Origin of the sequence: Streptosporangium sp. NPDC002721 (genome assembly GCF_042888905.1) — a bacterium.
In the GTDB taxonomy this organism is placed as follows: Bacteria; Actinomycetota; Actinomycetes; order Streptosporangiales; family Streptosporangiaceae; genus Streptosporangium.
In genome coordinates this window covers 34,801-57,344 of sequence record NZ_JBIAQI010000009.1, presented here as the reverse complement: position 1 = coordinate 57,344, position 22,544 = coordinate 34,801, and the positions used below count along the sequence as shown (strand labels likewise).

Here is a 22,544-nt window from a genome sequence, read left to right as displayed (position 1 = left end):
CCACCTCCCCCGCCCCGCCACGAACCGGTACGCGATGCGCCCCACCCCGGGCCCCCTCGAACAGGGCGACAAAACCGCGGGAGAAGAGCGAGCGGGACGACAGGCCGCCTCCCCTGCGGGGTCCCGGCCGGAGGCGACGCCTTCCCGAACCGCCCTCGGGCGGCGGCGCGGCACGCGTCAACGTGGCGTCAACGCCTTCGCCCTCCCCGTCTGGATCCCGTAGAGATCACCCCAAAGCCCACCAGAAGGGAGATAACGTCTTTTTTGTACGAATTCTCACCAGGAGGAAGCAATGTCGGAAGTCCCGTTATACGTACCGGTCCGTGAAGGCGCCTTCAGCATGTCGCTGCGCCTGTTCAGGACCGATTCGGGCAGGAGGACGGCAGCCGCCTTCTCCTCGCCGATGCGCCTGACCAAGGTGCTCGGCGCCGGCCAGCGCTGGATCCGGCTCACCGAGCCCGCGCTCCGACGCATGATCGAAGACCTGGACGTCACCGGCATCGTGATCGACCCCACCGGGACGGCCACCCGCCGGACATCCTCGCAGGCCGCGTGATGTGCCTTCTCACCCAGGACCTGGAATACCAGACCTCCTCCGCGACGGGAGAGGCGCGCGAACACCGACCGGCGACCGAGACCGCCGACACCCCCGCCCGCTACCCGGCACCGGCACCGGCCTCGGCGCCGACACCGGGATCGGTATCGGCATCGGCATCGGCATCGGCATCGGGAGAACGATCCGCCCGCGCGGCGAGCCCGTCGGCCTGGCGCGGGTTCCTTCTGGCACGTCCGTCCGGTCATCCACGGCACCCCCGGGCCTGACATCGCGCGGTCCCGGGCCTGACGCCTCGCGGCCCTGAGCCTGACGCCTCGCGGTCCCGAACCTGACACCGCGCGACCCCGCCCCGCCCCCGCACCCGCCCCCCACACAGCGCGAGACGCGGTGTCAGGTGACCTGCTGCGAGGCGGCGGCCTCGGGGCGCAGGTCGGCGAGGCTCAGCCGGTGCGCGGGCTCGTCGGGCAGCACGATCCGGCGGGTGGGGACGAGACCCGGCCCGACGTGGAGCAGCTCGCCGGGCTCCATCGGGCACCACTCGGGATGGTCGTCCATGCGTTCGCTGGCGACCACGAACGCGGGGATCTCGGTCAGGTCGCGGGAGCGGACGCGCATGCGGCCGTCGCTACCGCTCTGGTCGAGGTGCCGGCCGCCGTGGCACCCTCCGGCGGCACGCTGGAGCATGTACAGCTCGTGGGTGTCGGGGTAGCGCAGCGCCCACAGCTCCTGCGGGGTGGTGAGGACGATGTTGAGGGCGTAGACGGGCAGGTTCTCCGCGATCCAGCGGGCGGCGGCCTCGATACCGGCGGCGACGTCGCCGCCGCGCGCCCTGGTCTCACGGGTGATCAGCGCGAAGAAGCGCTCGGAGTCGGTCTCTCCCTCGACCAGCCTGCGGTACTCGCCCAGCTCCGCGTCTAGCTCGTCCAGGCCCTCGACCACCCCGTTGTGGGCGAAGAGCCGCCCGTCCTGCAGGAAGGGATGCGTGTTGCGTTCGTCCAGGCCGCCGGTGGAGGCGAAGCGGACGTGGGCCAGGAAGGTGGTGGATTCGGTCTCCTTGGCCTCCTCCGCGAAGCACCGGTCCTCGAAGGCGGCGACGGGTGCCTTGTGCACCTTCGGGGTGCCGTCGGCGTCGAAGTACCCCAGACCGATGCCGTCGGGATAGCGGCGGCTCTGCTCGCTGAGGCTGTCCGGCGCCTCCAGGAGCCAGAAGGTGGCGCACGTACGCCGAGGCGCGTTGCTCATGCCAAACAAACGGCACATCCCGAGTCTCCTTCTTCCTTCTCCTCCGGCCGCGCCGGTGCTCCCCCGACCGGCGCGGACGTCCTCGAACTCCGCCGTACGCCCTCAGTCGTGACCGTGGCGCCGGGGACCCTTGCTCTCGGTGCCGTGCGCGAAGCCCCCGGCGTCGCCGGCGGTGCGGCGCGGTCCGCCCTGGGCCTCCAGCCGGGGCAGGACCCTGCGCAGGTCCTCCAGCAGCAGGTCGGCCAGGTCGTGGCTGAAACCGTTGCGGACGACGACGCGCAGCACCGCCAGGTCCGTACGGTTCGCGGGGAAGGTGTAGGCGGGCACCAGCCAGCCGCGCTCACGCAGCGCGGCGGAGACGTCGAAGACCGTGAAGGCGCCGACGTCCTCCCGCACCCGGAAGGCGAACACCGGGGTCTGGCCGCCGTCGGTGATCAGCTCGAACGGGCCCAGGCCGGCGATCTCCCCGGCCAGGCGGGTCGCCACCTCCCGGCACGTCCGCTGCACCCGGCGGTAGCCGTCGAAGCCCAGCCTCAGGAAGTTGTAGTACTGCGCGACCACCTGGGCGCCCGGCCGGGAGAAGTTCAGCGCGAAGGTCGGCATGTCCCCGCCGAGGTAGTTGACGTGGAAGACCAGGTCCTCGGGGAGGGCCTGGGAGTCACGCCACAGCACCCAGCCCACCCCGGGCATCACCAGGCCGTACTTGTGCCCGGAGGTGTTGATCGACGCCACCCTCGGCACCCGGAAGTCCCAGCGCAGGCCGGGGTCGAGGAAGGGGGCGATCATGGCACCGGAGGCGCCGTCCACGTGGATCGGCACGTCGAGGCCGGTGCGGTCCCGCAGGTCGTCCAGGGCCGCGGCGATGTCGGCGACGGGCTCGTAGCTCCCGTCGAACGTGGAACCCAGGACGGCGACGACGCCGATGGTGTTCTCGTCGCACGCCTCGGCCGCCGTCTCTGGGGTCAGGTGGTATCGATCGCCCTCCATGGGCACGTAGCGGGGTTCGACGTCGAAGTAGTCGGCGAACTTCTCCCAGCAGATCTGCACGTTGACGCCCATCACCAGGTTGGGCCGGTCGGCGGGGCGGCCCTCCGAGCCGCGTCGCCGCCGCCAGCGCCGCTTGAGCGCCAGACCGCCCAGCATCGCCGCCTCGCTCGACCCGGTCGTCGAGCAGCCTGTCGCGCGGTGGGGGTCACCGGCGTGCCAGAGCCGGGCGAGGATGTCCACGCACCGCGTCTCCAGCTCCGCGGTCTGCGGGTACTCGTCCTTGTCGATCATGTTCTTCTCGACGCACTCGGCCATCAGCCTCAGCGCCTGCGGCTCCGCCCAGGTGCTGACGAACGTCGCGAGGTTCAGCCGCGCGTTGCCGTCGAGCATCAGCTCGTCGTGCACCAGCTGGTACGCCGTGTCCGGCTCCATCTCCCCGTCCGGCATGGCGTGGCGCGGGACCCGGAGGGGCTCCCGGCTGAAGATCGGGTTGATCTCCAGGTCCCGGCTTCCGTGCCCGGTGCGACCGGGCCGCCTCAGCGGCATCGTCCATGTCCTTCCCGGGCCGATCAAGCACCCTGAGCTGGGGTTTTCCCCTTCAACGGGGTACCCCGCCACCGCCCCGCGACACCACCTCCCGCCGGGAGCGCGTCACCGACCACACGTGCCACGCGACCACGTGGCAGAACAGGACGGCGCCGGCCCCGGTGATCCCGCCCAGGATCACGCAGCGCACCAGGTCGTACAGGCTCACCGCGGCACGGTCGCTCGTCCCCAGCACGGCCGCGCCGGCAGCCGCGGCGCACGCCCCGGCGGCGAGGACCAGGCCGCGCCACCGCCCCGTCACACCGGGCCGGCGCTCCGGCCGTACGGCGGCGCGCCGGTACCACAGGGCGAACCAGCAGGCCAGGACCACGAGCCCGCCCAGCGAGCTGACGTACATCGCCACGTTGAACACCCGGTGCGCCCCGACGACCGAGACGCGCATCGCCGGCCAGTGCGCCACGGCGAAGCCCCCCACCTGGGTGAACCCGTCCCACACCAGGTGCGTGGCGACACCGGCCAGCAGCGCGGCCACCGCCGCGACCCCGCGCACGGGCCGCGCCCGGTCGGGCAGTCTCGCGCGCAACCCGTCCGGGGCGAGCGCCGTCAGCGGCGCGCGCAGCACCAGGTGGAAGACGACGAGCACCGCCACCCCCAGGGGCAGGTCCACCAGCAGCGCTCCCAGCCAGCCGTGGGTGATCCTCGAGGAGAAGGGCAGCGGCAGGTAGTACGGCAGGTCGGGCACCATCGCGCCGACCGCCAGCGCCGAAGGGGGCAGCCACCGCCCCAGCGGCAGGATCGCGACGGTGTGGCTCAGGGTGAAGGGCACGCCCCATTATCGGCATGATCGACGCGAGCGATGATCACGCCGGACCTCCGGTCACCCACACGCGACGACGGCCGCGTGCCGGCGCGCGACGGGAAGAGGGGGGAGCACCGTCCTCGTCGAACCGGTAACCCGGTGGCCGTCCGGTGGTCGCCCATGGCACGGTGTACGGGTGTCCGATCCCATCAGAGCCCCACGTTCGGTCGCCGAGGCCGTCGCCGCCGAGCGCGACGGCGAGCGGCCGCGTTACCTGTTCTTCTGGGGCCACCGGCCGCCGCGCGACGGCGGGGTCGGCGCCGGATGCCTCAGCCAGTGGTGGGAGGCCGCCTTCACCACGGAGGGGCACGCCTTCCGGTCGGCCGAGCACTACATGATGGCGCACAAGGCGTGGCTGTTCGGCGACGACGAGACCGCCGGGCGGATCCTCGCCGCCGAGCACCCCGGCGAGGCCAAGAGGCTCGGCCGCGAGGTCCTCGGCTTCGACGGGGCCGTGTGGGACGAGCACCGCTACGAGATCGTGGTGCGCGGCAACGTCGCCAAGTTCGGCGAGCACCCCGAGCTGAGGGATTTCCTGCTCGGCACCCGCTCCCGCGTCCTGGTCGAGGCCAGCCCCGTCGACCGGATCTGGGGCATCGGGCTCACCGCCGACGACGAGCGCGCCGCCTCCCCCGCCACGTGGCGGGGCCTGAACCTGCTCGGCTTCGCCCTCATGGACGCCCGCGACGCCCTGGACACCGCACCCTGAACACCCTGGACGCCGTACCGGGTGCCCTGCCCCCTGACACCACACCGTGAAGACACCTTGAACCCCACACCCCTCACCCGCGGGGGCGCCGGCAGGCCCTCCCCGCGGGCCCCCGGCCAGGGTGCACCCCAGGGTGGTGCCCTGGGGTGAGACCCGCGGGTCCCAGGTGAGCATGTCGGGCATGAAACGACGCTTGATCGCCCTGATGGCGGCGGCAGTACCGGCGCTGGCGGTGCTGGTGCCGACGGCCGCCGGCGCCGTCGCCCGCGACAGTGGCCCCGTGGCCGCCACGACCTGTGCCGCGGTTCCCGTCTCCCCGCCCTCCGGCACCAAGGTGGAGTCGGTGAAGGCGGTCGCCAATGCCGGCGGAACCGTCACGTTCCCCGCCGCTCCCCCGCTGCACCCTCAGGAGGAGACGCTCACCGACGTGCCCGCCTGGTGTGACATCACCGTCACGGTGAGCCATCCGGGCGCGAGGGACCATGTCAACATCAGGATCTCGCTGCCCCAGGACAGGAAGAAGTGGACCGGGCGGTTCCAGGCCACCGGCGGCAGCGCCTACCTCGCCGGTGACCTCAGCGGCGCTCCGCTGGCCGGCGCGGTGAAGGCCGGTTACGTCGCCGCGGCCACCGACGCCGGTGTCGGCACGAACCCGCTCGACGTCAGCGGCTGGGCGCTCACCCCGGCCGGCAAGGTCGACACCCCGCTGCTGAAGAACTTCGCCTCCCGCTCGCTGCACGACATGGCCGTCATCGGCAAGGACGTGGCGAAGAGGTTCTACGACCGGCCCGTGAGTTACTCGTACTGGAACGGCTGCTCGACCGGCGGCCGCCAGGGGTACGCGGAGGCCCAGGACCACCCGACGGACTTCGACGGGATCCTGGCCAAGGCCCCGGCGGTCGGCTGGGACCGGTTCGCGGTCGCCACGCTCTGGTCGCAGGCCGTCTTCAACGAGGAGAGGGTCGCGCCCACCTCGTGCGAGCTGGCGGCGTTCAACACCGCCGCGGTCAAGGCCTGTGACTCCCTCGACGGGGTCGAGGACGGCATCATCGACAACCCGCGCAAGTGTCACTGGGACGCCCGGCGGCTGGTCGGCACGAAGATCGTCTGTGAGGGCCGCGAGATCACGATCTCCCGCGCCACCGCCGAAGCGGTGCGCAAGATCTGGGCCGGACCGGTCTCCTCCTCCGGCCGGAGGCTCTGGTACGGACCGAACAAGGGCGCGAGCCTCGACGCCCTGGCCACCCCCGGCACGCCGTTCTTCGTCGCCGACAGCTGGGTCAGGTACTTCGTGAAGCGGGACCCCGCGTTCGACACCACGAAGCTCACCTACACGTCGTTCGCGCAGATCTTCCGCGCCTCGCAGCTGCGGTTCAACGACGTCATCGGCAGCGACGACCCGGACCTGTCCGCGTTCGCGAAGGCCGGGGGCAAGCTGCTGAGCTGGCACGGCCAGAACGACGAGCTGGTGCCCACCGAGGGCACGATCGCCTACCGCGAGCGGGTCAACCAGGTCCTCGGCGGCGACAGGCGGGTCGACGACTTCTACCGCCTGTTCCTGCTGCCCGGCGTGAACCACTGCGCCGGCGGCACCGGCCCGTACCCGACCGACGACCTGGGCGCGCTGGTCGACTGGGTGGAGAAGGGCAGGGCCCCGGCCACCCTCGCCGCCTCGGCCCCCGGCGCCGACGGCAGGACCGTCACGCGCGACGTCTGCCGCTACCCGATGGTGGCCCGCTACACCGGCCACGGAGACACGAACTCGGCCGCGAACTACCGCTGCGTCACCGTCTGACCCCCATGCGGTGTCCGGCCCGACGCCCGGCCTCTGACCTCTGACGCTGTCCGCACGGCACGGCGGCCCCGGACTCCCACCGGGGCCGCCTCCGGTCATCCGGACCGCCGCCTCCGGCGACGACGACGCGCCGGGCCCTGTCGGGGGCCCGGCGCATCGCCTGTCGTCGCCGCCGTCATCCGGTCGGCGCGCCCACGGCCCGGCTCCAGCCGCCCCGGTCTCGTTCGACCCGGTTGCGGCTGGCCTGGCTTCGGCCGGCCTGCTCTCAGCGGCCGGGGAAGCGCTCGGTGACCTCCTGCAGCAGGAAGCCGTTGCCGTCGGGGTCGCTGAACGAGGCGAACGAGCCGTACGAGGGGCGGCCGGGATAGAAACCGGGAACCCGCTTCTCGTTGCCCGCGTGGTGGAAGACACCGTCCTCGTCGTGGAAGATCTCGCTGACCTCGACGCCACGGCCGACCAGGTCGGCGCGGGCCTCCTCGATGTCACGCACGATCAGGTGAACGTTCTCCGTCGATCCGGGCGCGGCGGTGCCGATGCCCGTACCCACGACGATCGAGCAGTGGGAGCCCGGCGGGGTGAAGTGCACGACCCGGAAGTCCGGACCGCCGACGTAGTCGAGGTCCTCGCGGAAACCGATCCGCTTGTAGAACTCCTTGGCCCGGTCGACGTCGGCCACCGGCAGCACGATCACCTCAAGCTGGTAGTCCACCATTGTCCCCACTCCTCCACGATCTCGGTGATGCCGTCCGGCATCCGGCATTCACGATCGCGCGTGGAAGGGGACGGCCGCCCCAGGGTGACCCCCTGGAGGAGGCCCTGGGTGACCCCCTGGAGTGCCCCCTGGGTGACCTCCGGGGTCGCGCCCTGGGACGAGCGCCCCAGGACAGAGCGCCCCGTGACAGAGCGCCCCGGGACAGAGCGCCCCGGTGTCACCGGTCGCGCAGGGCGGAGGCCAGCTCGCGGCGGGAGCTGACGCCGAGCTTGGTGAAGACCTTGCGCAGGTGCCACTCGACCGTACGCGGGCTGAGGAACAGCACGGCGCCGATCTCCGGATTGGTGCGTCCCGCCACGGCCAGGCGCACGATCTGCGCCTCCTGCGGGGTGAGCTCCTCCCGTACGCCGAGAGTCCGCTTGCGCACCGTCTCGCCGGTGGCGGCCAGTTCCCGGCCGGCCCGCTCGGCGAAGCCGTCCGCGCCGATCGTGGTGAACGCCTCGTGCGCGATCCGCAGCTGCGTCCGGGCGTCGACCCGGCGGTTCTCGCGCCGCAGCCACTCGCCGTAGAGCAGGCGGGCCCGGGCGGTCTGCAGGCCGAGCCGGGTCGCGGCGAGCCGGTCGATCGCCTCCCGGTAGTGCTCCTCGACCGACGCGGCCGACCCGGCCGGGCTCGTGAGCGCGTCCGCGAGCGCCTGGGCCCCGCGCGCCCAGTTCGTGTCGACGGCGCTCGTCCGGGCGGCGAGGCGGTCACGCGCCTCGGCCGCGACGGAGTCCTCCCCGCTGCGCGCGGCGGCCTCGACCAGCTCCCCGAGCGTCCACTGCAGGACGGCGAGATCCTCGTGCCCGGCCGCCTCGAGGGCCGCCTCCAGCGCGGACCGGTACTGGCCGAGCCCGTTGAACAGCACCGCCCTGCTGTACCCGGCGACGGCGAGCAGCCACCCCAGGCCGTCCGCCTCGGCGTTCCCGGCCAGAGCCCTGTTGAGCTCCAGCGCCGGCTCCTTGTCCCCTCGGTACGCGGCCAGGATGACGGCGGTGGCCGGATGCGGGGACGAGCCGGTGGCGTTCCCGATGGCCTCGGCCTCGTCGAGCAGGTCCGACGCGTCGGCGAAGCGGCCGGCGTAGATCAACGCGGTGGCGCGGAAGGTCAGGGCGCTCGGCAGGAGGGACAGCGCGCCGGTCTCGCGGGCGTGGCCGACGGCCCGTCCGGTCATGGTGAGGAACGCCACGTCGTCCCAGACCTCGTTGACGACCATCCCGCCCAGCCAGATCAGCTCCAGGTCGTTGTCCGGGGCGACCGCGACCAGGGCGCGGGTGAACAGCGGCACCGCCGCCGCGTGCCCCTCCAGGATCCACGCCGTCAGACCTGAGAGGAGCAGACCGGCCGGGTCCTCGCCCTCGGGAACGCCGCGCGCGGCCTCGGCCGCCCGGCGCAGGTCGTCGCCGCCGAACCACCCCGCGTTCACGGCCGCGCCGATCGCCGCCAGGTAGGTCCTCCGGGCCGCGGCGGGATCCAGCGCCTCCAGGCGGCGCGCGGCCGCGAGCAGCGGCGGCCCGGCGGCCCGTCCCGCGTTGAGCGCGAAGGCGACCTGGGCGCGCAGCCGTTCCACCCCGGCCCGCTGCACCGGGTCGAGCGGGCCGAGTTCGGCGGCGGCCAGCAGGTCCGGCACCTCGGCGAGGGCTCCGGAGGCGAATCGGGCCACCGCGGCGGCCAGGGTGCGCCCGGCGCGCCTCGCCGGATCGGGGGTGAGCTCCGCCGCGCGTTCCAGGAAGGCCGCGGCCGCCGCCCGGCCGCCACGGGCCATCGCCCGGTCGGCCGAGCACTCCAGCTCGGCGGCGACCTCCTCGTCCGGTCCCAGGGCGGCGTGCGCCCGGTGCCAGGCGCGACGGTCGGGCTCCCGCTCGGGGTCGGTCACCTCGGCGAGCGCCCGGTGCACCGCGCGCAGCTCGGTGGGCTCGGCGGAGCGCCGGCTGGCCGAGCGGACCAGCGGATGGCGGAACCGGGCCCGGGTGCCGAACTCGATCAGGCCCGCGACCGCCGCGGGGGCCGCGGCGTCCGTCCCGACCCCCAGCCGCTCCAGCGCGCGCCACAGCAGCGGCACGTCGCCGACCGGCTCGACGGCGGCGGTGAGCAGCAACGTGCGGGTGTCCACCGGCAACGCGGCGATGCGCCGCTGGAAGCCCTCCTCGACCCGGCTCGCCGGCGGCGCCGCGCTGTGCCCGCCGAACCCGAACGCCAGCTCCGCCGGGGTGAGGTCGCGCGGCAGTTCGAGCAGGGCGAGCGGGTTGCCGCGCGTCTCGGCGACGATCCGGTCGCGTACGCGAGCGTCCACCGGCCCCGGCAGCACGGAGTCCAGCAGCGCCCGCGCGTCCGCGTCCGGCAGCCCCTCGACGCGCAGGTCCGGCAGCCTTTCGAGGATGCGTTCGTCTCCGGGGCTGCGCGCCGCGAAGACCAGGGCGACCGACTCGGAGTCCAGCCGCCGGGCGACGAAGGTCAGGACCACCTCCGACATCCGGTCCATCCACTGCACGTCGTCCACCGTGCAGACCAGTGGCCGCTCCGACGCGGCCTCGGCGAACAACCCGAGCACGGCGAGCCCGACGAGCAGCGCGTCCGGCGGGTTGCCGGCGCTGAGGCCGAACCCGGTGGCGAGCGCGTCCCGTTGCGGTTCGGGCAGCCGGTCGAGGTGGCCCATCAGCGGCGCGCAGAGTTGCTGGAGCGTGGAGTAGGCGATCTCGCTCTCCGGCTCCACCCCGGCCGCGCGGGCCACCCGGCCGGACGACGCCGCCTCGGCCAGGTGGTCGAGCAGGGCGGTCTTGCCCACCCCGGCCTCGCCGCGCAACACCAGCACCCGGCTCTGCCCGGCGCGGACGTCACGCAGCAGCCGGTCGAGCGCCTCCTGCTCGCGTCGCCGCCCCTGCAACACGGAGATCTTGGTGTTGATCGGCACGTCACCCCTCTCGCCGGGGAGGTTACAACACTCCCGCCTCCCGGCGGGCACACGGGCCGACCGTCGTGACGTGCCGGAACCTCGTGCCGGCGTGCCGGGGAAGGGGGTGATCGGCGCTCTCCGGCGACGGCCGGACGGGTGAGGTAGCGGCGCCTCAGATGCCGAGCGCGTCGAACAGATGGAGCCAGATCTCGCTGCGGGTGGGGAACGCCGGGACGGCGTGCCGCAGCCGGCGGACCGGCACCTCGCCGACGATCGCGATGGTGGCCGCCTGCAGGAAGTCGGCGACGGCGGTTCCGGTGATGGTCACGCCGACCAGCACGTCCCTGTCCTCGTCGACCAGGAACCGGCTGGTACCGCGGGCACCGCCGGAGAAGGCGCCACCGGCGTTGCCGTCGGTGGGCACGTCGACCACCCGGACCCTCAGGCCCGCCGCGGCGGCACTGGCCGTGGTGTGCCCGACGGCCGCGACCTGGGGCTCGGTGAAGATCACCCTGGGCGAGTTGGCGCCGTCGGCGACGTGCTCGGCCGTCATGTCCCGGCCCAGGATCCCCCCGGCCGCGATGGCCGCCTGGTACTTCGCCATGTGCGTGAACAGCGCCCGCCCGTTGAGGTCGCCGACCACGTAGAGCCAGTCCAGGCCGGGCACCCGCATGTGCTCGTCGACCGCGACGAAGCCGCCGTTCCCGGCACCGACGGTCCCGACGCCGATCCTCCCGACGCCACCGGTCCCAGCACCGACGGTCCCGGCAGTGACGGTCCCGGCACCGGCCGTTACGGCACCGACCGTCACGGCGCCGACGGTCTCCAGGCCCAGGCCGGTGATCTGCGGCGCCCGGCCCGCGGCGACCAGCACCTCGTCGCCGATCACCGTGTCGCCGTCGCCGAGGGTCACCGTCACCTTGCCGCCGCCACCTTTGTCTCCGCCTCCGCCCCCACCGACGCCGCTGTCGCCGCTCTCTCTGTCGCCGCCGTCACGCCGTACGGCCGTCGCCCGCTGCCCGGTGCGGATGTCCACGCCCTGCTCGGCGAGCGACGCGCCGACCTCGGCGCGGACGAAGTCCTCCTCGCGCGGCAGCAGTCCCCGGTCGCCCTCGACCAGGGTGACGTGGGACCCGAGCGACGCGTACGCCTGGCTCATCTCGACGCCGACCACCCCGCCGCCGATCACGATCAACGACCCGGGGATCTCCCGGGACGTCGTCACCTCCCGGTTGGTCCACGGCTTCGCGTCGGCCAGCCCGTCGATGTCGGGCAGCGCGGCGCGGGTACCCCCGGCCAGGATCACCGCGCGGCGCGCCCGGAGGATCTCGTCGCCCACCGCGACCAGCCTCTCCCCCGCCAGCCTGCCCCAGCCCCGGACCAGCGTGATCCCGCGCTCCTCGAGCCACGGCACCTGGCCGCTGTCGTCCAGGCCGCCGACCAGCTCGTCCCTGCGGCGCAGCACCGCCGCTACGTCGAGCGGGCCGGTCACCGCCTCTGCGACCCCCGGCACCCGGCGCGCCTCGGCGAGCAGCTCACCGGGGCGCAGCAGCGCCTTCGACGGCATGCACGCGTAGTAGGAACACTCCCCGCCGACCTTGTCGCCCTCCACGATCGCCACGTCCAGGCCGGCCTCGGCGAGCCTCCCGGCCGCCACCTCGCCACCCGGACCGGCGCCGATCACCACCACGTCGAAACTCCGCATGCCCGAATGCTCGTTCCGGCGGGGGCCCGATCGCCCCCGGGCGAGTCCCTGGCCCTCTCCCTGGGGAGTGCCCGGCGAGCGCCAGTGTCCCGCCCAGGGCCTCTCCCGGGGGCGGCCGGCCGGCACGGGCGGTCAGGGTGGGTTCCGTACCCCGGAAAGCGGTGGTCGGAGCGGCTTCCGGCTTCCGCGTTCCAGAGAGCCCGTAAGCCGGAAAACCCGGAAAGAAAGCTGAAATTTCCTGATGTCGTCCCTCCTTCGCGTCTACCTCGTCCGTGGCCTCGTCGCGATCGCCTGGTCAGCCGGTTTCGCCGCCGTCCACACCTCGTTGACGGCCGTCTCGGTGATCCTGCTCATCGCGTACCCGATCATCGACGTCGTCGCCTCGCTGTTCGACGTCCGCGAGGACCCCGGGACCCCGGCCCGCGGGCTGCAGGTGTTCAACACGGCGCTCAGCGCCCTGGCCGCCGTCGGTCTCGGCCTGGCCGCCATCGGCGGTATCGGCGCGGTGCTGTTCGTGTTCGGCCTCTGGGCCATCGTCTCCGGTGTCGCCCAGCTGACCGTGGCCGTCCGCCGCCGGAGCCCCGAACTCGGCCGCCAGTGGCCGATGCTCGTCGCCGGCGCCCTCTCGGTCATCGCCGGTCTCACCTACCTGCCCGCCGCCGTCGGCGACGCCCCCAGCCTGACCGCGCTGATCATGTACACGGCGGCCGGTGGCGCCTTCTTCGTCATCCAGGCCGCGACCCTGGCGTGGAAACGGCGCCGCCTGGCGCGGGTCGCCCTCTGACGTGGCGTCCCCCCGACGCGGTGGCGGCCGGTTCACCCGGCCACCACCGCGTCTTCGTTCACAGCCCTCGTTCACGGCCCGTCCGGCCGGGGCAGGAAACCTGGGCGGGAAACGGGCCACCGTTCAGCTCGAACCGGTGCCCCGGTCCTCGTGCCGCATGTCCCCGGTGCCGGGGATCCCCGCGCCGAGGCCGTAACGCAGGAGCACGGCGCCCTTGGACGAGGCGACGGGCGGCTCCAGGAGCTCCAGGTTGGCGGGCACCGCGCCGCCGTCGAACACCTTCTTGCCGACGCCGAGCACGATGGGGAAGAGCCACAGGTCGAGCCGGTCGAAGAGGCGCTCGCGCAGGAGCGTCTGCACCAGGTTCAGGCTTCCGATCACGTGGACGTGCTCGTGCTTGTCCCGCAGCTCGCGTACGGCGCCCACCAGGTCGGGCCCCAGCCGCGTCGAGCCCGCCCAGCCCAGGTCCGGGTTGCCCCGCGAGGCGACGTACTTCGGGATGCCGTTGAACAGCGTGGCGATCCCGCCGTCGACGCCGTCGACCTGGTTCGGCCAGAACGCGGCGAAGATGTCGTAGGTCCTGCGGCCGAGAAGCAGGGCGTCCATGCCCTCCATCCCGGCACCGACGTGCCGGCCGACCGTCTCGTCGAACAGCGGCGCCTGCCACCCCCCGAACGGAAAGCCCTCGGGGTCCTCCTCGGAATCACCCGGCGCCTGGCCGACGAGATCGAGCGTCGCGAACAGGTCGATGTGGATCATGCCCATGGTGTTCTCCTCGCGTTCCGGCTTGTGTCCCGGCTGACGTGCCGGTACGAACACAGACCGGCGCCCGGCCGCGAACTCATCGGTCGCGAGGACCGCGAAATGGCGAAAGGACGATGCGACGAAAGCGCCCGTGACCGCGAACACGCATGTCAGGGGCGCTTTTCGTGTGGTCGGAAGGGGTAGGGCGGGCGGGACTCGAACCCGCGACCCAGGGATTATGAGTCCCCTGCTCTAACCGGCTGAGCTACCGCCCCTCGCGCACGCCGTACGCGGCATTCAACCAAACGTAGACGCTGTTCGCACACCTGCCGGGCGGGCCGGGTTCAAGATGTGACCTTCGGTGTGATCAAGCGCGGGACCTGGGCCTCGGCGGACTCGCTACCCTACTGGTGAACCTTGTTGAGGAGTGTTGGATCATGCGCGTTGTTGGAGCTTTCAGGGACTCGTACGGCATGGAGCCCGCCGGGGTGTGGCACGCGCCGGGGCGGGTCAACCTGATCGGGGAGCACACCGACTACAACGACGGGTTCGTTCTGCCGTTCGCGCTGCCCTGGGGGGTGACCGCGGCGGTGTCGCCGCGCGAGGACGGGGTGATCAGGCTCCGGTCGCTGCAGGCGGGCGAGCCGGTCACGATGGAGACCCCGGACGAGGCCGAGGGCTGGGCCCGGTACGTGGTCGGGGTGTTCTGGGCCCTCCGCCAGGGAGGACGGCGGATCGGCGGCGCGGACGTGGTGATCGACGGGGACGTGCCCCGAGGGGCGGGGCTGTCGTCGAGCGCGGCACTGGAGGTGGCCGTCGGCACGGCGCTGAACGAGCTGTACGGGCTCGGCCTGACCAAAATGGAGATCGCCCTCGCCGCGCAGAAGGCCGAGAACGACTTCGTGGGCATGCCGTGCGGGATCATGGACCAGGCCGCCTCCGCCCTCGGCGAGGAGGGCAAGGCCCTGTTCATGGACTGCCGGAGTCTCGGGACCAGGAACATACCCTTCGACCTGGCGAGTCACGGCCTGCAGCTGCTGATCATCAACACCGGGGTGCACCACGAGCTCGCCGACGGGCAGTACGCCCGCCGCCGCCAGGACTGCGAGAACGCAGCCGAGCGCCTGGGCGTCGACGCGCTGCGCGACGTCACGGACCTGGCGGGCGCCCTCGCGAAGCTGAGCGGCGACGAGCGCAGGCGCACCCAGCACGTGGTGACGGAGAACCACCGGGTCGAGGCGGTGATCGGGCTGCTGCGGGCCGGGGCGGTACGGGAGATCGGGCCGCTGCTGAACGCCTCGCACCTGTCGCTGCGCGACCAGTTCGAGGTGTCCTGCGCCGAGCTGGACGTGGCCGTGGAGTCGGCGGTCAGGGGCGGGGCGCGAGGGGCGCGGATGACCGGCGGCGGGTTCGGCGGGTCGGCGATCGCGCTGGTCGCCGACGAGCGGGTGGACTCCGTACGGGAGTCGGTGACCGGGGCCTACGCCGAGCGCGGCTGGGCCGAACCGGAGATCTACCCGGCGACCCCGGCCGCGGGAGCCCGCCGGCTGCTCTGACCGGCCCTACCTGACAAACGGGCCCACCGGCCACTTCGACCGGCCCTCCCCCACACATGAGCCCACCTGCTAATCCGATCACCCCTCCCCGGCACCCGAACCCGAACCGGAGGCCGACGGCCAGTCCGGCATCAGTGGTGGTCCGTCCCGTTCCACGGCGCCGACCATCCGGCGCAGGAGGTTGTCGAGGACCTCGCGCTCCCCGGGGTCGAGCGGGCCGAGCAGTGCCCGCTCCGAGAGGTCGCCCTGGTCCATGCGCTCCTGCCAGACGGCGCGCCCGGCGGGGGTCAGCGCGACGAGCAGGCGGCGGCGGTCGCCGGGGTCGTGCATCCGGTCGACGTATCCGGCCTGCTCCAGCCGGTCGAGCCGGTTGGTCAGCGTGGCCGGGTGGGTGTCGAGCCACCCGGCCAGCAGCGAGGGGGTCACCCGGTAGGGCGGCCCGGCCGCGACCAGGTAGTGGAGGACGTCGAACTCCCAGGCCTTGAGCCCTCCGGCGGTCAGCCAGGCGTCCCTGTTGCGTTTGAGCAGCCGCACGAGCCCCTGCATGCGCGTGACGATCCCCTCGAGCTGCGGGTCGAGGTCGGACAGCTCCCGGGACCAGTGCGCGATGTGCCGGTCGATGGAGTCAGGCTCTGGCATGCCCAAAGGGTAGCGCCGCCCTCCACCCAGCCCCATTTAATACGGATGCATATATTATGATTTCGTAGTACTTTCTCATCCATGCCCCCTTCATCCGGCCTCTGGGCCCCCCTGCGAGACCCTCGCTTCCGCCTTCTGTGGACCGGCCAGACCCTCTCGCACGTCGGCGACTCCATCACCGTCGTGGCCCTCGCGCTGGCGATCGTCACCGCGACGGGTTCGGCCACCGACCTCGGCGTGGTCCTGGCCGCCCAGTCGATCGCCATGGTGGCGCTGATGCTGCCCGGCGGTGTCTGGGCCGACCGCCTCCCGCGCCGTCGCGTGATGATGGGCGCGGACGTGGTGCGCGGGCTCGCCCACGCCGCCATGGGCTTCGAGCTGGTCACCGGCACGGTCGACATCGTCCACCTGGCCGTGCTGGCCGCGGTCTCGGGGGCCGGGTCCGCGTTCTTCCTGCCCGCCACGACCGGTCTGGTGCCCGCCACCGTGGCGGCGGAGCACCTCCCCGGGGCCAACGCGCTCATGGCGATCGCCCAGCGCGGGTCGATGCTGCTCGGCCCGGGGATCGCCACCGCCCTCGCCCTGACCGCCGGCCCCGGGTGGGCGCTGCTCCTGGACGCCCTGACGTTCGCGGCCAGCGCGGTGCTGCTGGGACGGCTCCGGCTCGCGCCGATCCCGCCCGCGCCGCGCGAGCGGTTCGTCAGGCAGCTGGCCGAGGGCTGGGCGCAGCTGCGCCGCCACCGGTGGTACTGGACGAACCTCGTCGGCCACTCCATGTGGAACCTCAGCCGCTGCGCCCTGATCACGATCGGGCCCGTGATCGCCGTCACGAGCCTCGGCGGCGAGCTCGCCTGGGGCACGATCGTGCAGGGCGGCACGGTCGGCGCCCTGTGCGGCGCGCTGCTGGCGCTGCGGGTGAGACCGCGAAAGCCCCTGGTGGTGGCCAACCTCGCGCTCTCGCTCGGCGCCCTGCCCCTGGTCCTGCTCGCCGCCGGGGCGCCCGCGCTGACCGTCGCGGCGGCCTACGGGCTGATGACCGGCGGCCTGGCGTTCATGGCCCCGCTGTGGGAGACCGCCGTGCAGGAGCACATCCCGGCCGAGGCGATCTCCCGGGTGTCCGCGTACGACTGGCTGCTCTCCCTCGGGCTCAACCCCCTCGGCATGGCCCTGGCCGGGCCGCTGGCCGGCGCGGTGGGCACGGCCCCCACCTTGTACGGGGCGGCGGCGCTGCTCGCGGTCTCCTGCCTGGGGGTGCTGCTCCTGCCCGACATCCGCGGCCTCCGTCAGGGGCCGGCCGACACCAGTTTGGGCACCGCGCCGAGCAGCTCGCGGGTGTAGTCGTGCCGGGGCAGGAAGAACACCTCGTCCACGTGCCCCTCCTCCACGACCTGTCCCCCGCGCATGACCAGCACCCGGTCGGCCACGTGGTGGACCACCCCGAGGTCGTGGGAGATGAAGATCAGCGCGGTCCCGTAGGCGGCCTGGATCTCCGCGAGCAGGTCGAGCACCTGGGCCTGGATCGACACGTCCAGCGCGGAGACCGGCTCGTCGCAGACGAGCACGTCGGGACGGGTGGCGAGGGCCCTGGCGATGGCCACCCGCTGGCGCTGGCCGCCGGACAGGCGCCGGGGGTGCCGGCCGGCGACGTCCGCGGGGAGACCGACCCGCTCCAGCAGCTCGGCCACCCGTCCGGAGAGGGCCCCCCGCGAGGAGCCGCGCCCGAAGGGGACGCCGCGTGAGAAGCCGTTCTCGGCGGAAAGCCCGCGTGAGAAGCCGTTCTCGGCGGAAGGCCCTCGTGAGAAGCCGTTCTCGGCGGAAGGCCCTCGTGAGAGGCCGCTCCCGGAGGTTCCGGACGGGACGCCACTTCCGGACGAGACGCCACTTCCGGACGAGACGCCGCTTCCGGACGGGAGGCCGCGCGAGGAGCCGCCCTCGGGGGACCTGCCGCGGAGGGGTTCGGCGACCAGGCGGCCCACCGTGTAGCGGGGGTCGAAGGAGTCGAGCGGATTCTGGGAGATCACCTGGATGCGGGACCTGCGGGACCGCCGCCTGCGCTCGCGGATCCCCGACCAGGGCTCGCCGCCCAGCCGGACCTCCCCCGCGGCGGGTTCGAGAAGCCCGAGGACGAGCCGGGCGACCGTGGTCTTGCCCGACCCCGACTCCCCCACGATGCCGAGCGTCTCCCCCGGGTAGAGCTCGAAGGACACGTCGTCGACCACCGTGCGCGCGCCGTACGCGGCCGACAGCCCCGAGACCTCCAGGACCGGCGCGCTGTGGTCGACGGCCCGCTCCGGCAGCGGGGTGCGCAGCGCGATCCCCCCGGAGGCGATGGCCGACAGACGGGTGCCGCGCGAGGCCGCGGAGGGGACGGCCGCGAGCAGCAGCTTGGTGTAGTCGTGCCGGGGCTCGGACAGCACGCGCCCCGTCGGCCCCTCCTCGACGACCACCCCGTCCTTCATGACCAGTACGCGGTCGGCGACAGCGGAGACCACGGCCAGGTCGTGGCTGATCATGAGAAGCGCGGTGCCCTCGGCCTTGCGGGCGGCGAGCAGGCGCAGGATCTGGGCCTGCACGGTGACGTCGAGGGCGGTCGTCGGCTCGTCCGCGATGATCAGGGGCGGGGCCGCGGCGATGGCGGAGGCGATCAGGGCGCGCTGGCGCAGCCCGCCGGACAGCTGGTGGGCGTACTGCCGGGCCCGCACCTCCGGTTCCGGCACCCCGACCGCCTCCAGCAGCTCGATCACCCGCTCCCTCCGGGCGGCGCGGGGTACGACGTCGTGGGTGGTGAGCACCTCGGCGATCTCGTCGCCGACGGTACGGAGCGGGTCGAGCGAGGTCAGCGCGTCCTGGAGCACCAGCCCGGCGAACCGGCCGCGCAGCCGCCTCCAGTCGCGGGCGCCGAACCCGAGCGCGTCCCGGCCGTTCACCTCGAACCGGGAGGCCGTGACCTCGGCGCCGGGACCGGCCAGCCCGACCAGCGTCCTGGCCGTGACGCTCTTGCCGGAACCGGACTCCCCGACGATCGCCACGCACTCGCCCGCCTCGATCGACAGGCTCACTCCCCGTACGGCCAGCACCCCCGCCTTGGGAAAGCCGACCCGCAGGTCCTCGACGTCGATGAGGCTCATCGGTTTCTCCCCTCGAAGCGGCGCTGCAGGCGGCGCCCGACGAGCGTCAGGCTGATGACGGTCAGGGTGACGGAGAGCCCGGGGAAGAGCACGGTCCACCAGGCGACGCGCAGGTAGTTGCGGGCCTCCGACAGCATCGAGCCCCACTCCGGGCTGGGCGGCTGCGGGCCCATGCCGAGGAAGCTGAGCCCGGAGGTGGCGATGATGGCGGTGCCCATGCCGATCGTGGCGAGCACCGGCAGCGGGCCCAGCACGTTGGGCAGCACGTGCCGGGCGACCAGCACCGGCCTGGCCAGGCCGAAGGTGACCGCCTGCTCGACGTAGCCCGAGCGGCGCACCACGAACGTCTGGGCTCGGATCACCCGGGCGTAGTTGGGGATCTGCGCGATGCCGATCGCGAGGATGACGTTGCCGGTGCCGGGACCGGTGACGGCGATGACCAGCAGGGCGAGCAGCAGTTCGGGGAAGGTCGCCACGACGTCGAACAGACGGCTGAGCAGCTCGTCGACGTAGCGGGGGGACAGTCCGGCCAGGATGCCCAGCAGGGTGCCGGCCCCGGCGGCGAGCAGGACGGCGGCGGCGCCGATGCTCAGCGAGTGCCCGGCGCCGTGGACGACGCGCGACAGCACGTCGCGGCCGAGGTGGTCGGTGCCGAACCAGTGCTGGGCGCTCGGCCCGGCGAGCGCGTGCAGCGGGTCGGCGGCCAGCGGGTCGACCCCGGTCAGCAGGCCGGGCGCCACGGCGGCGACCGCGGCGACCGCCAGGAACAACAGCGGCACGACCAGCGGCGCCCTGAAACCGTACCGGCGCCCGGCCCGAGCGGGGGCGACGGCCGCGACACCGGGAACCTCCGTGATCGTCGTCATCGGCTCCTCCCCTGGCGGTACGGCGACCGTGACACCACCGGCTCCTCCCACGACGAGCACGACGAACGCAACGAGCACGACGAACGCGATAAGCACGACGAGCGCAACGAACACGATGAGCTCGACGAACGCGATGAGCACGACGGGACCGTCATCGGCTCCTCCTCAGGCGGGGGTCGATCGCGAGGTAGGCGAGGTCGACGATCGTGCTGACCGTCACGTAGGCGAGGGCGGAGATCAGCACGACCGCCATCACCAGGGGCATGTCCTTGCCGGTCACCGCGTTGACGGTGACCTGGCCGAGCCCGGGGCGGCCGAACACGGCCTCCACGATGATCGCGCCGCCGAGCAGGTAGCCGGTGAACCAGCCGGTGAGGGTGACGGCCGGGAGCAGCGCGTGGCGCAGGGCGTGCCGGGCGACGAGCCGCCACTCGGTGATGCCGCGCGAGCGGGCGGTCACCGCGAACGGCTCCTCCAGCGCCCGTTCCAGGCCCTCGCGCAGCACCTGGCCGAGCACCCCGGCGACCTGCAGCCCGAGCGCGAGCCCCGGCAGTACGAGGGAGACGAGCCCCCTGTCCCCGGAGACGGGGAACCAGCCGAGCGTGAAGGAGAAGACGGCGAGCAGCAGGATGCCGACGAGGAACGGCGGGACCGAGACGACGACCAGCTCCGACAGCCCGACCAGGCCGCCGAGCCAGGAGCGGCGCCCGGCGGTGCTCAGGGCGAGCGCCAGGGCCAGGACGACCCCGAAGAGCGCGGCGGCGAGCGCGAGCTGGACCGTCGGCAGGATCTGGGAGGACAGGATCTCGCCGACGCCGCGCTGCAGGATGTAGGAGTGGCCCAGGTCCCCCTGGAGCAGCCGGAGCAGATAGTCGCCGTACTGCTGGATCGGGGAGCGGTCCAGCCCCCACTCGGCGATGATCTGCGCCCGCCGCTCGGGGGTGTCGAGGCCGTCGCCGATGAGCACGTCGACCGTCTCGCCGGGCACGAGCATCAGCGCGAGGTAGGCCGCGGTGGCGGCGGCCCAGAGCACGGCGACGCCCGCTCCGAGCCGCCGGACCACCGGGCCGAGCCACCCGGCGGCGGCCAGCCCCCGCCGCCGGGTGAGTGTGAGGGTGCTCACGTGTTCACGTCCCTGTCCGGACGTCGTAAGCACTGTTGGGAGTGCCGGAGACCGGCTCGAAGGTGATCCCGGTGACCCCGGCGCCATAGGCGATCTGGTCGGCGGGCACGTAGACCGGGAGCAGGATCGCCTCGTCGGTGACGACGATCTTCTGCACCTTCGCGTAGAGCTCCTTGCGCTCGGCGAGGTCGGCGGCGGCCGACGCGTCGGCGAGCAGCTTGTCCAGCTCGGCGCTCTCGAACTTCGTACGGTTGATCGCGGCGCCCTTCGCCAGGATCAGGTTGAGCGCCGCCCCGGCGTCGGTGTCGCCGCGCGAGTTCTCGAAGATCTCGTACTCGTTGTCGTCGATGGCCTTCTGCGCGGTGCCCTGGTCCACGATCTTGACCTGGAAGTCGATCCCGGCGCTCTGCTTGACGGCCGCCTGGACGGCCTGGGCGAGGATGTCTCGGCGGTCGCGGACGAACGGCGCGGCGTTGACGGTACGCACGGTGAGCCTCTTGCCGTCCTTCACCCGGAAGCCCTCGGCGTCGCGCTCCCTCCAGCCCGCCTCGTCGAGCAGCTGGTTGGCCCGCGTGGGATTGTTGCCGAAGGTCTTCTCCAGCGAGGGGTCGTAGAACTGCGGGCTGCCCTGGCCGATGACGCTCCAGGCCCGCTTGGCGGTGCCCTGGTAGACGGAGTTGAGCACCGCGTCCACGTCGACGGCGTCGCGGAAGGCCTCGCGGACCCGCTTGTCGTCGAACGGGGGGCGGGAGGTGTTGAAGTAGTACGAGAACGCGCTGCCCGAGTTGAGGCTGGTCTCCAGCTTCAGCCGCGGGTCGCTCCTGATGAGGCCGATCTCGGTGGCGGGCACGCCCTCGATCACCTGCACCTGCCCGGAGGTGAGCGCGCCGACCCGTACCGCGGCCTCGGGCAGGAAGCGGTAGGTGATCTCGGCCAGGTGCGCGGGGCCCTGGTGGGCGGAGCCGGTGGGGGGCCAGTTGTAGTTCGGGTTGCGCCTGTAGTGGACCTCCTGGCCGGGGGTGAACCGGTCGAGGATGAACGGACCGGTGCCGACCACGTCGACGCCGCCCGCCTTGAGGTCCTTCGCGTTCTTCAGCGACTTCGGGGAGACCTGGCCGGCGTACGGGGCGGAGAGGAAGTCGAGGAACAGTCCGTCGGGGGCCTTCAGCGTGACCTTCAGGGTGTGCGGCGCGGTCACCTCGGCCTTGCCGAAGTTGCGCAGCTGGATGGCGCTGACCGCGGCGTTGTAGCCGGGCGAGACGAGCTGGTCGAGGTTCGCCTTCACCGAGGCGGCGTCGAACTTCTCGCCGTCGTGGAAGGTGACGTCGTCGCGGAGCTCGAAGGTGTAGGTCAGCCCGTCCTCGGAGACCTTCCAGGACTTGGCCAGCCACGGCAGGAACTCTCCGTTCCTCCCCCGGGCGATCAGGGCGTCGAACTGGTTGTGGACCAGCAGGCGGGCCTTGTTCTGGCCCCACTGGTGCGGGTTGAAGGTGATGGGCTGCGTCTCCACCGCCCACACGAGCGACCCGCCGTCGCCACCGCCGCCCTCGCCGCCGGCCGCCGCGCTCGGGGCCCCGCTCTCGGTCCCGCACGCCGCGAGCGCCAGCACCCCGGCGAGCGCCAGGGCGCCCCATCGCAACTTCACGTTCTTCTCCTCGCGC

General features: G+C 73.0%; 18 protein-coding genes and 1 tRNA gene. 6 read left to right on the top strand and 13 right to left on the bottom strand.

Features of this window, described 5'->3' with window-relative positions; all coding sequences use genetic code 11:
* Positions 1-292 precede the first annotated feature (292 nt).
* Entirely contained in the window at positions 293-556 is a 264-nt protein-coding gene (locus tag ACFYWM_RS14125; RefSeq protein WP_389913767.1) for an SAV_915 family protein, read from the top strand.
* A gap of 390 nt (positions 557-946) precedes the next feature.
* Here the strand turns inward: ACFYWM_RS14125 and ACFYWM_RS14120 are convergent, their stop codons facing one another.
* The 3 genes from ACFYWM_RS14120 to ACFYWM_RS14110 form a co-directional block, all read right to left on the bottom strand.
* The gene (locus tag ACFYWM_RS14120; protein WP_389913764.1) at positions 947-1,816 is read right to left on the bottom strand and encodes a class II glutamine amidotransferase; all 870 of its coding nucleotides are present in this window, start codon (positions 1,814-1,816) and stop codon (positions 947-949) included.
* Between the two features lie 84 nt (positions 1,817-1,900).
* Positions 1,901-3,331, bottom strand: a complete 1,431-nt coding sequence (locus tag ACFYWM_RS14115) for a glutamate decarboxylase (protein WP_389913762.1) — start codon at positions 3,329-3,331, stop codon at positions 1,901-1,903.
* 52 nt (positions 3,332-3,383) lie between these two features.
* A complete protein-coding gene (locus ACFYWM_RS14110) occupies positions 3,384-4,157 on the bottom strand; it encodes a DUF4184 family protein (RefSeq protein ID WP_389913759.1) in 774 nt (257 codons plus the stop codon).
* A 169-nt stretch (positions 4,158-4,326) separates the two neighbouring features.
* Here ACFYWM_RS14110 and ACFYWM_RS14105 point away from each other — a divergent pair, with 169 nt between their 5' ends.
* Entirely contained in the window at positions 4,327-4,899 is a 573-nt protein-coding gene (locus ACFYWM_RS14105; RefSeq protein ID WP_389913756.1) for an NADAR family protein, read from the top strand.
* Positions 4,900-5,080: 181 nt separating this feature from the next.
* The gene (locus tag ACFYWM_RS14100) at positions 5,081-6,694 is read left to right on the top strand and encodes a tannase/feruloyl esterase family alpha/beta hydrolase (RefSeq protein ID WP_389913753.1); all 1,614 of its coding nucleotides are present in this window, start codon (positions 5,081-5,083) and stop codon (positions 6,692-6,694) included.
* 265 nt (positions 6,695-6,959) lie between these two features.
* Here the strand turns inward: ACFYWM_RS14100 and ACFYWM_RS14095 are convergent, their stop codons facing one another.
* The 3 genes from ACFYWM_RS14095 to ACFYWM_RS14085 all read right to left on the bottom strand — a co-directional run bounded on the left by ACFYWM_RS14095 (position 6,960) and on the right by ACFYWM_RS14085 (position 12,043).
* Complete coding sequence (locus tag ACFYWM_RS14095) at positions 6,960-7,406, bottom strand: VOC family protein (RefSeq protein WP_389913750.1); 447 nt, start codon at positions 7,404-7,406, stop codon at positions 6,960-6,962.
* A 217-nt stretch (positions 7,407-7,623) separates the two neighbouring features.
* Positions 7,624-10,356 (bottom strand): helix-turn-helix transcriptional regulator, encoded by a 2,733-nt coding sequence (locus ACFYWM_RS14090; protein ID WP_389913747.1) that lies wholly within the window; start codon positions 10,354-10,356, stop codon positions 7,624-7,626.
* A gap of 154 nt (positions 10,357-10,510) precedes the next feature.
* Positions 10,511-12,043 (bottom strand): dihydrolipoyl dehydrogenase family protein, encoded by a 1,533-nt coding sequence (locus ACFYWM_RS14085; protein ID WP_389913744.1) that lies wholly within the window; start codon positions 12,041-12,043, stop codon positions 10,511-10,513.
* A gap of 241 nt (positions 12,044-12,284) precedes the next feature.
* Between ACFYWM_RS14085 and ACFYWM_RS14080 the strand changes: the two genes are divergently transcribed.
* The gene (locus ACFYWM_RS14080; protein ID WP_389913741.1) at positions 12,285-12,827 is read left to right on the top strand and encodes a DUF308 domain-containing protein; all 543 of its coding nucleotides are present in this window, start codon (positions 12,285-12,287) and stop codon (positions 12,825-12,827) included.
* A 123-nt stretch (positions 12,828-12,950) separates the two neighbouring features.
* Here the strand turns inward: ACFYWM_RS14080 and ACFYWM_RS14075 are convergent, their stop codons facing one another.
* Entirely contained in the window at positions 12,951-13,592 is a 642-nt protein-coding gene (locus ACFYWM_RS14075; RefSeq protein ID WP_389913738.1) for a dihydrofolate reductase family protein, read from the bottom strand.
* Between the two features lie 180 nt (positions 13,593-13,772).
* A tRNA-Ile gene (locus ACFYWM_RS14070) sits at positions 13,773-13,846 on the bottom strand.
* A gap of 162 nt (positions 13,847-14,008) precedes the next feature.
* Between ACFYWM_RS14070 and galK the strand changes: the two genes are divergently transcribed.
* The gene (gene galK / locus ACFYWM_RS14065) at positions 14,009-15,127 is read left to right on the top strand and encodes a galactokinase (protein WP_389913734.1); all 1,119 of its coding nucleotides are present in this window, start codon (positions 14,009-14,011) and stop codon (positions 15,125-15,127) included.
* Positions 15,128-15,205: 78 nt separating this feature from the next.
* Here the strand turns inward: galK and ACFYWM_RS14060 are convergent, their stop codons facing one another.
* A complete protein-coding gene (locus ACFYWM_RS14060; protein WP_389913731.1) occupies positions 15,206-15,766 on the bottom strand; it encodes a MarR family winged helix-turn-helix transcriptional regulator in 561 nt (186 codons plus the stop codon).
* A gap of 81 nt (positions 15,767-15,847) precedes the next feature.
* Between ACFYWM_RS14060 and ACFYWM_RS14055 the strand changes: the two genes are divergently transcribed.
* A complete protein-coding gene (locus tag ACFYWM_RS14055) occupies positions 15,848-17,104 on the top strand; it encodes an MFS transporter (RefSeq protein WP_389913728.1) in 1,257 nt (418 codons plus the stop codon).
* Here the strand turns inward: ACFYWM_RS14055 and ACFYWM_RS14050 are convergent.
* Genes ACFYWM_RS14050 through ACFYWM_RS14035 form a run of 4 tightly spaced genes read right to left on the bottom strand, consistent with a single transcriptional unit; the run spans position 17,050 to position 22,528 of the window.
* Positions 17,050-18,894: a dipeptide ABC transporter ATP-binding protein gene (locus ACFYWM_RS14050; RefSeq protein WP_389913725.1), complete on the bottom strand. Its 1,845-nt coding sequence runs from the start codon at positions 18,892-18,894 to the stop codon at positions 17,050-17,052. The two genes, ACFYWM_RS14055 and ACFYWM_RS14050, sit on opposite strands and share 55 nt — an antisense overlap.
* A complete protein-coding gene (locus ACFYWM_RS14045) occupies positions 18,891-19,901 on the bottom strand; it encodes an ABC transporter permease (protein ID WP_389913721.1) in 1,011 nt (336 codons plus the stop codon). Before ACFYWM_RS14045 ends, ACFYWM_RS14050 begins: the two co-directional genes overlap by 4 nt.
* 10 nt (positions 19,902-19,911) lie before the next feature.
* A complete protein-coding gene (locus ACFYWM_RS14040; protein ID WP_389913718.1) occupies positions 19,912-20,883 on the bottom strand; it encodes an ABC transporter permease in 972 nt (323 codons plus the stop codon).
* 4 nt (positions 20,884-20,887) lie between these two features.
* Positions 20,888-22,528, bottom strand: coding sequence for an ABC transporter substrate-binding protein (locus ACFYWM_RS14035; protein ID WP_389913715.1), 1,641 nt, complete (start codon positions 22,526-22,528; stop codon positions 20,888-20,890).
* Positions 22,529-22,544: the final 16 nt, after the last annotated feature.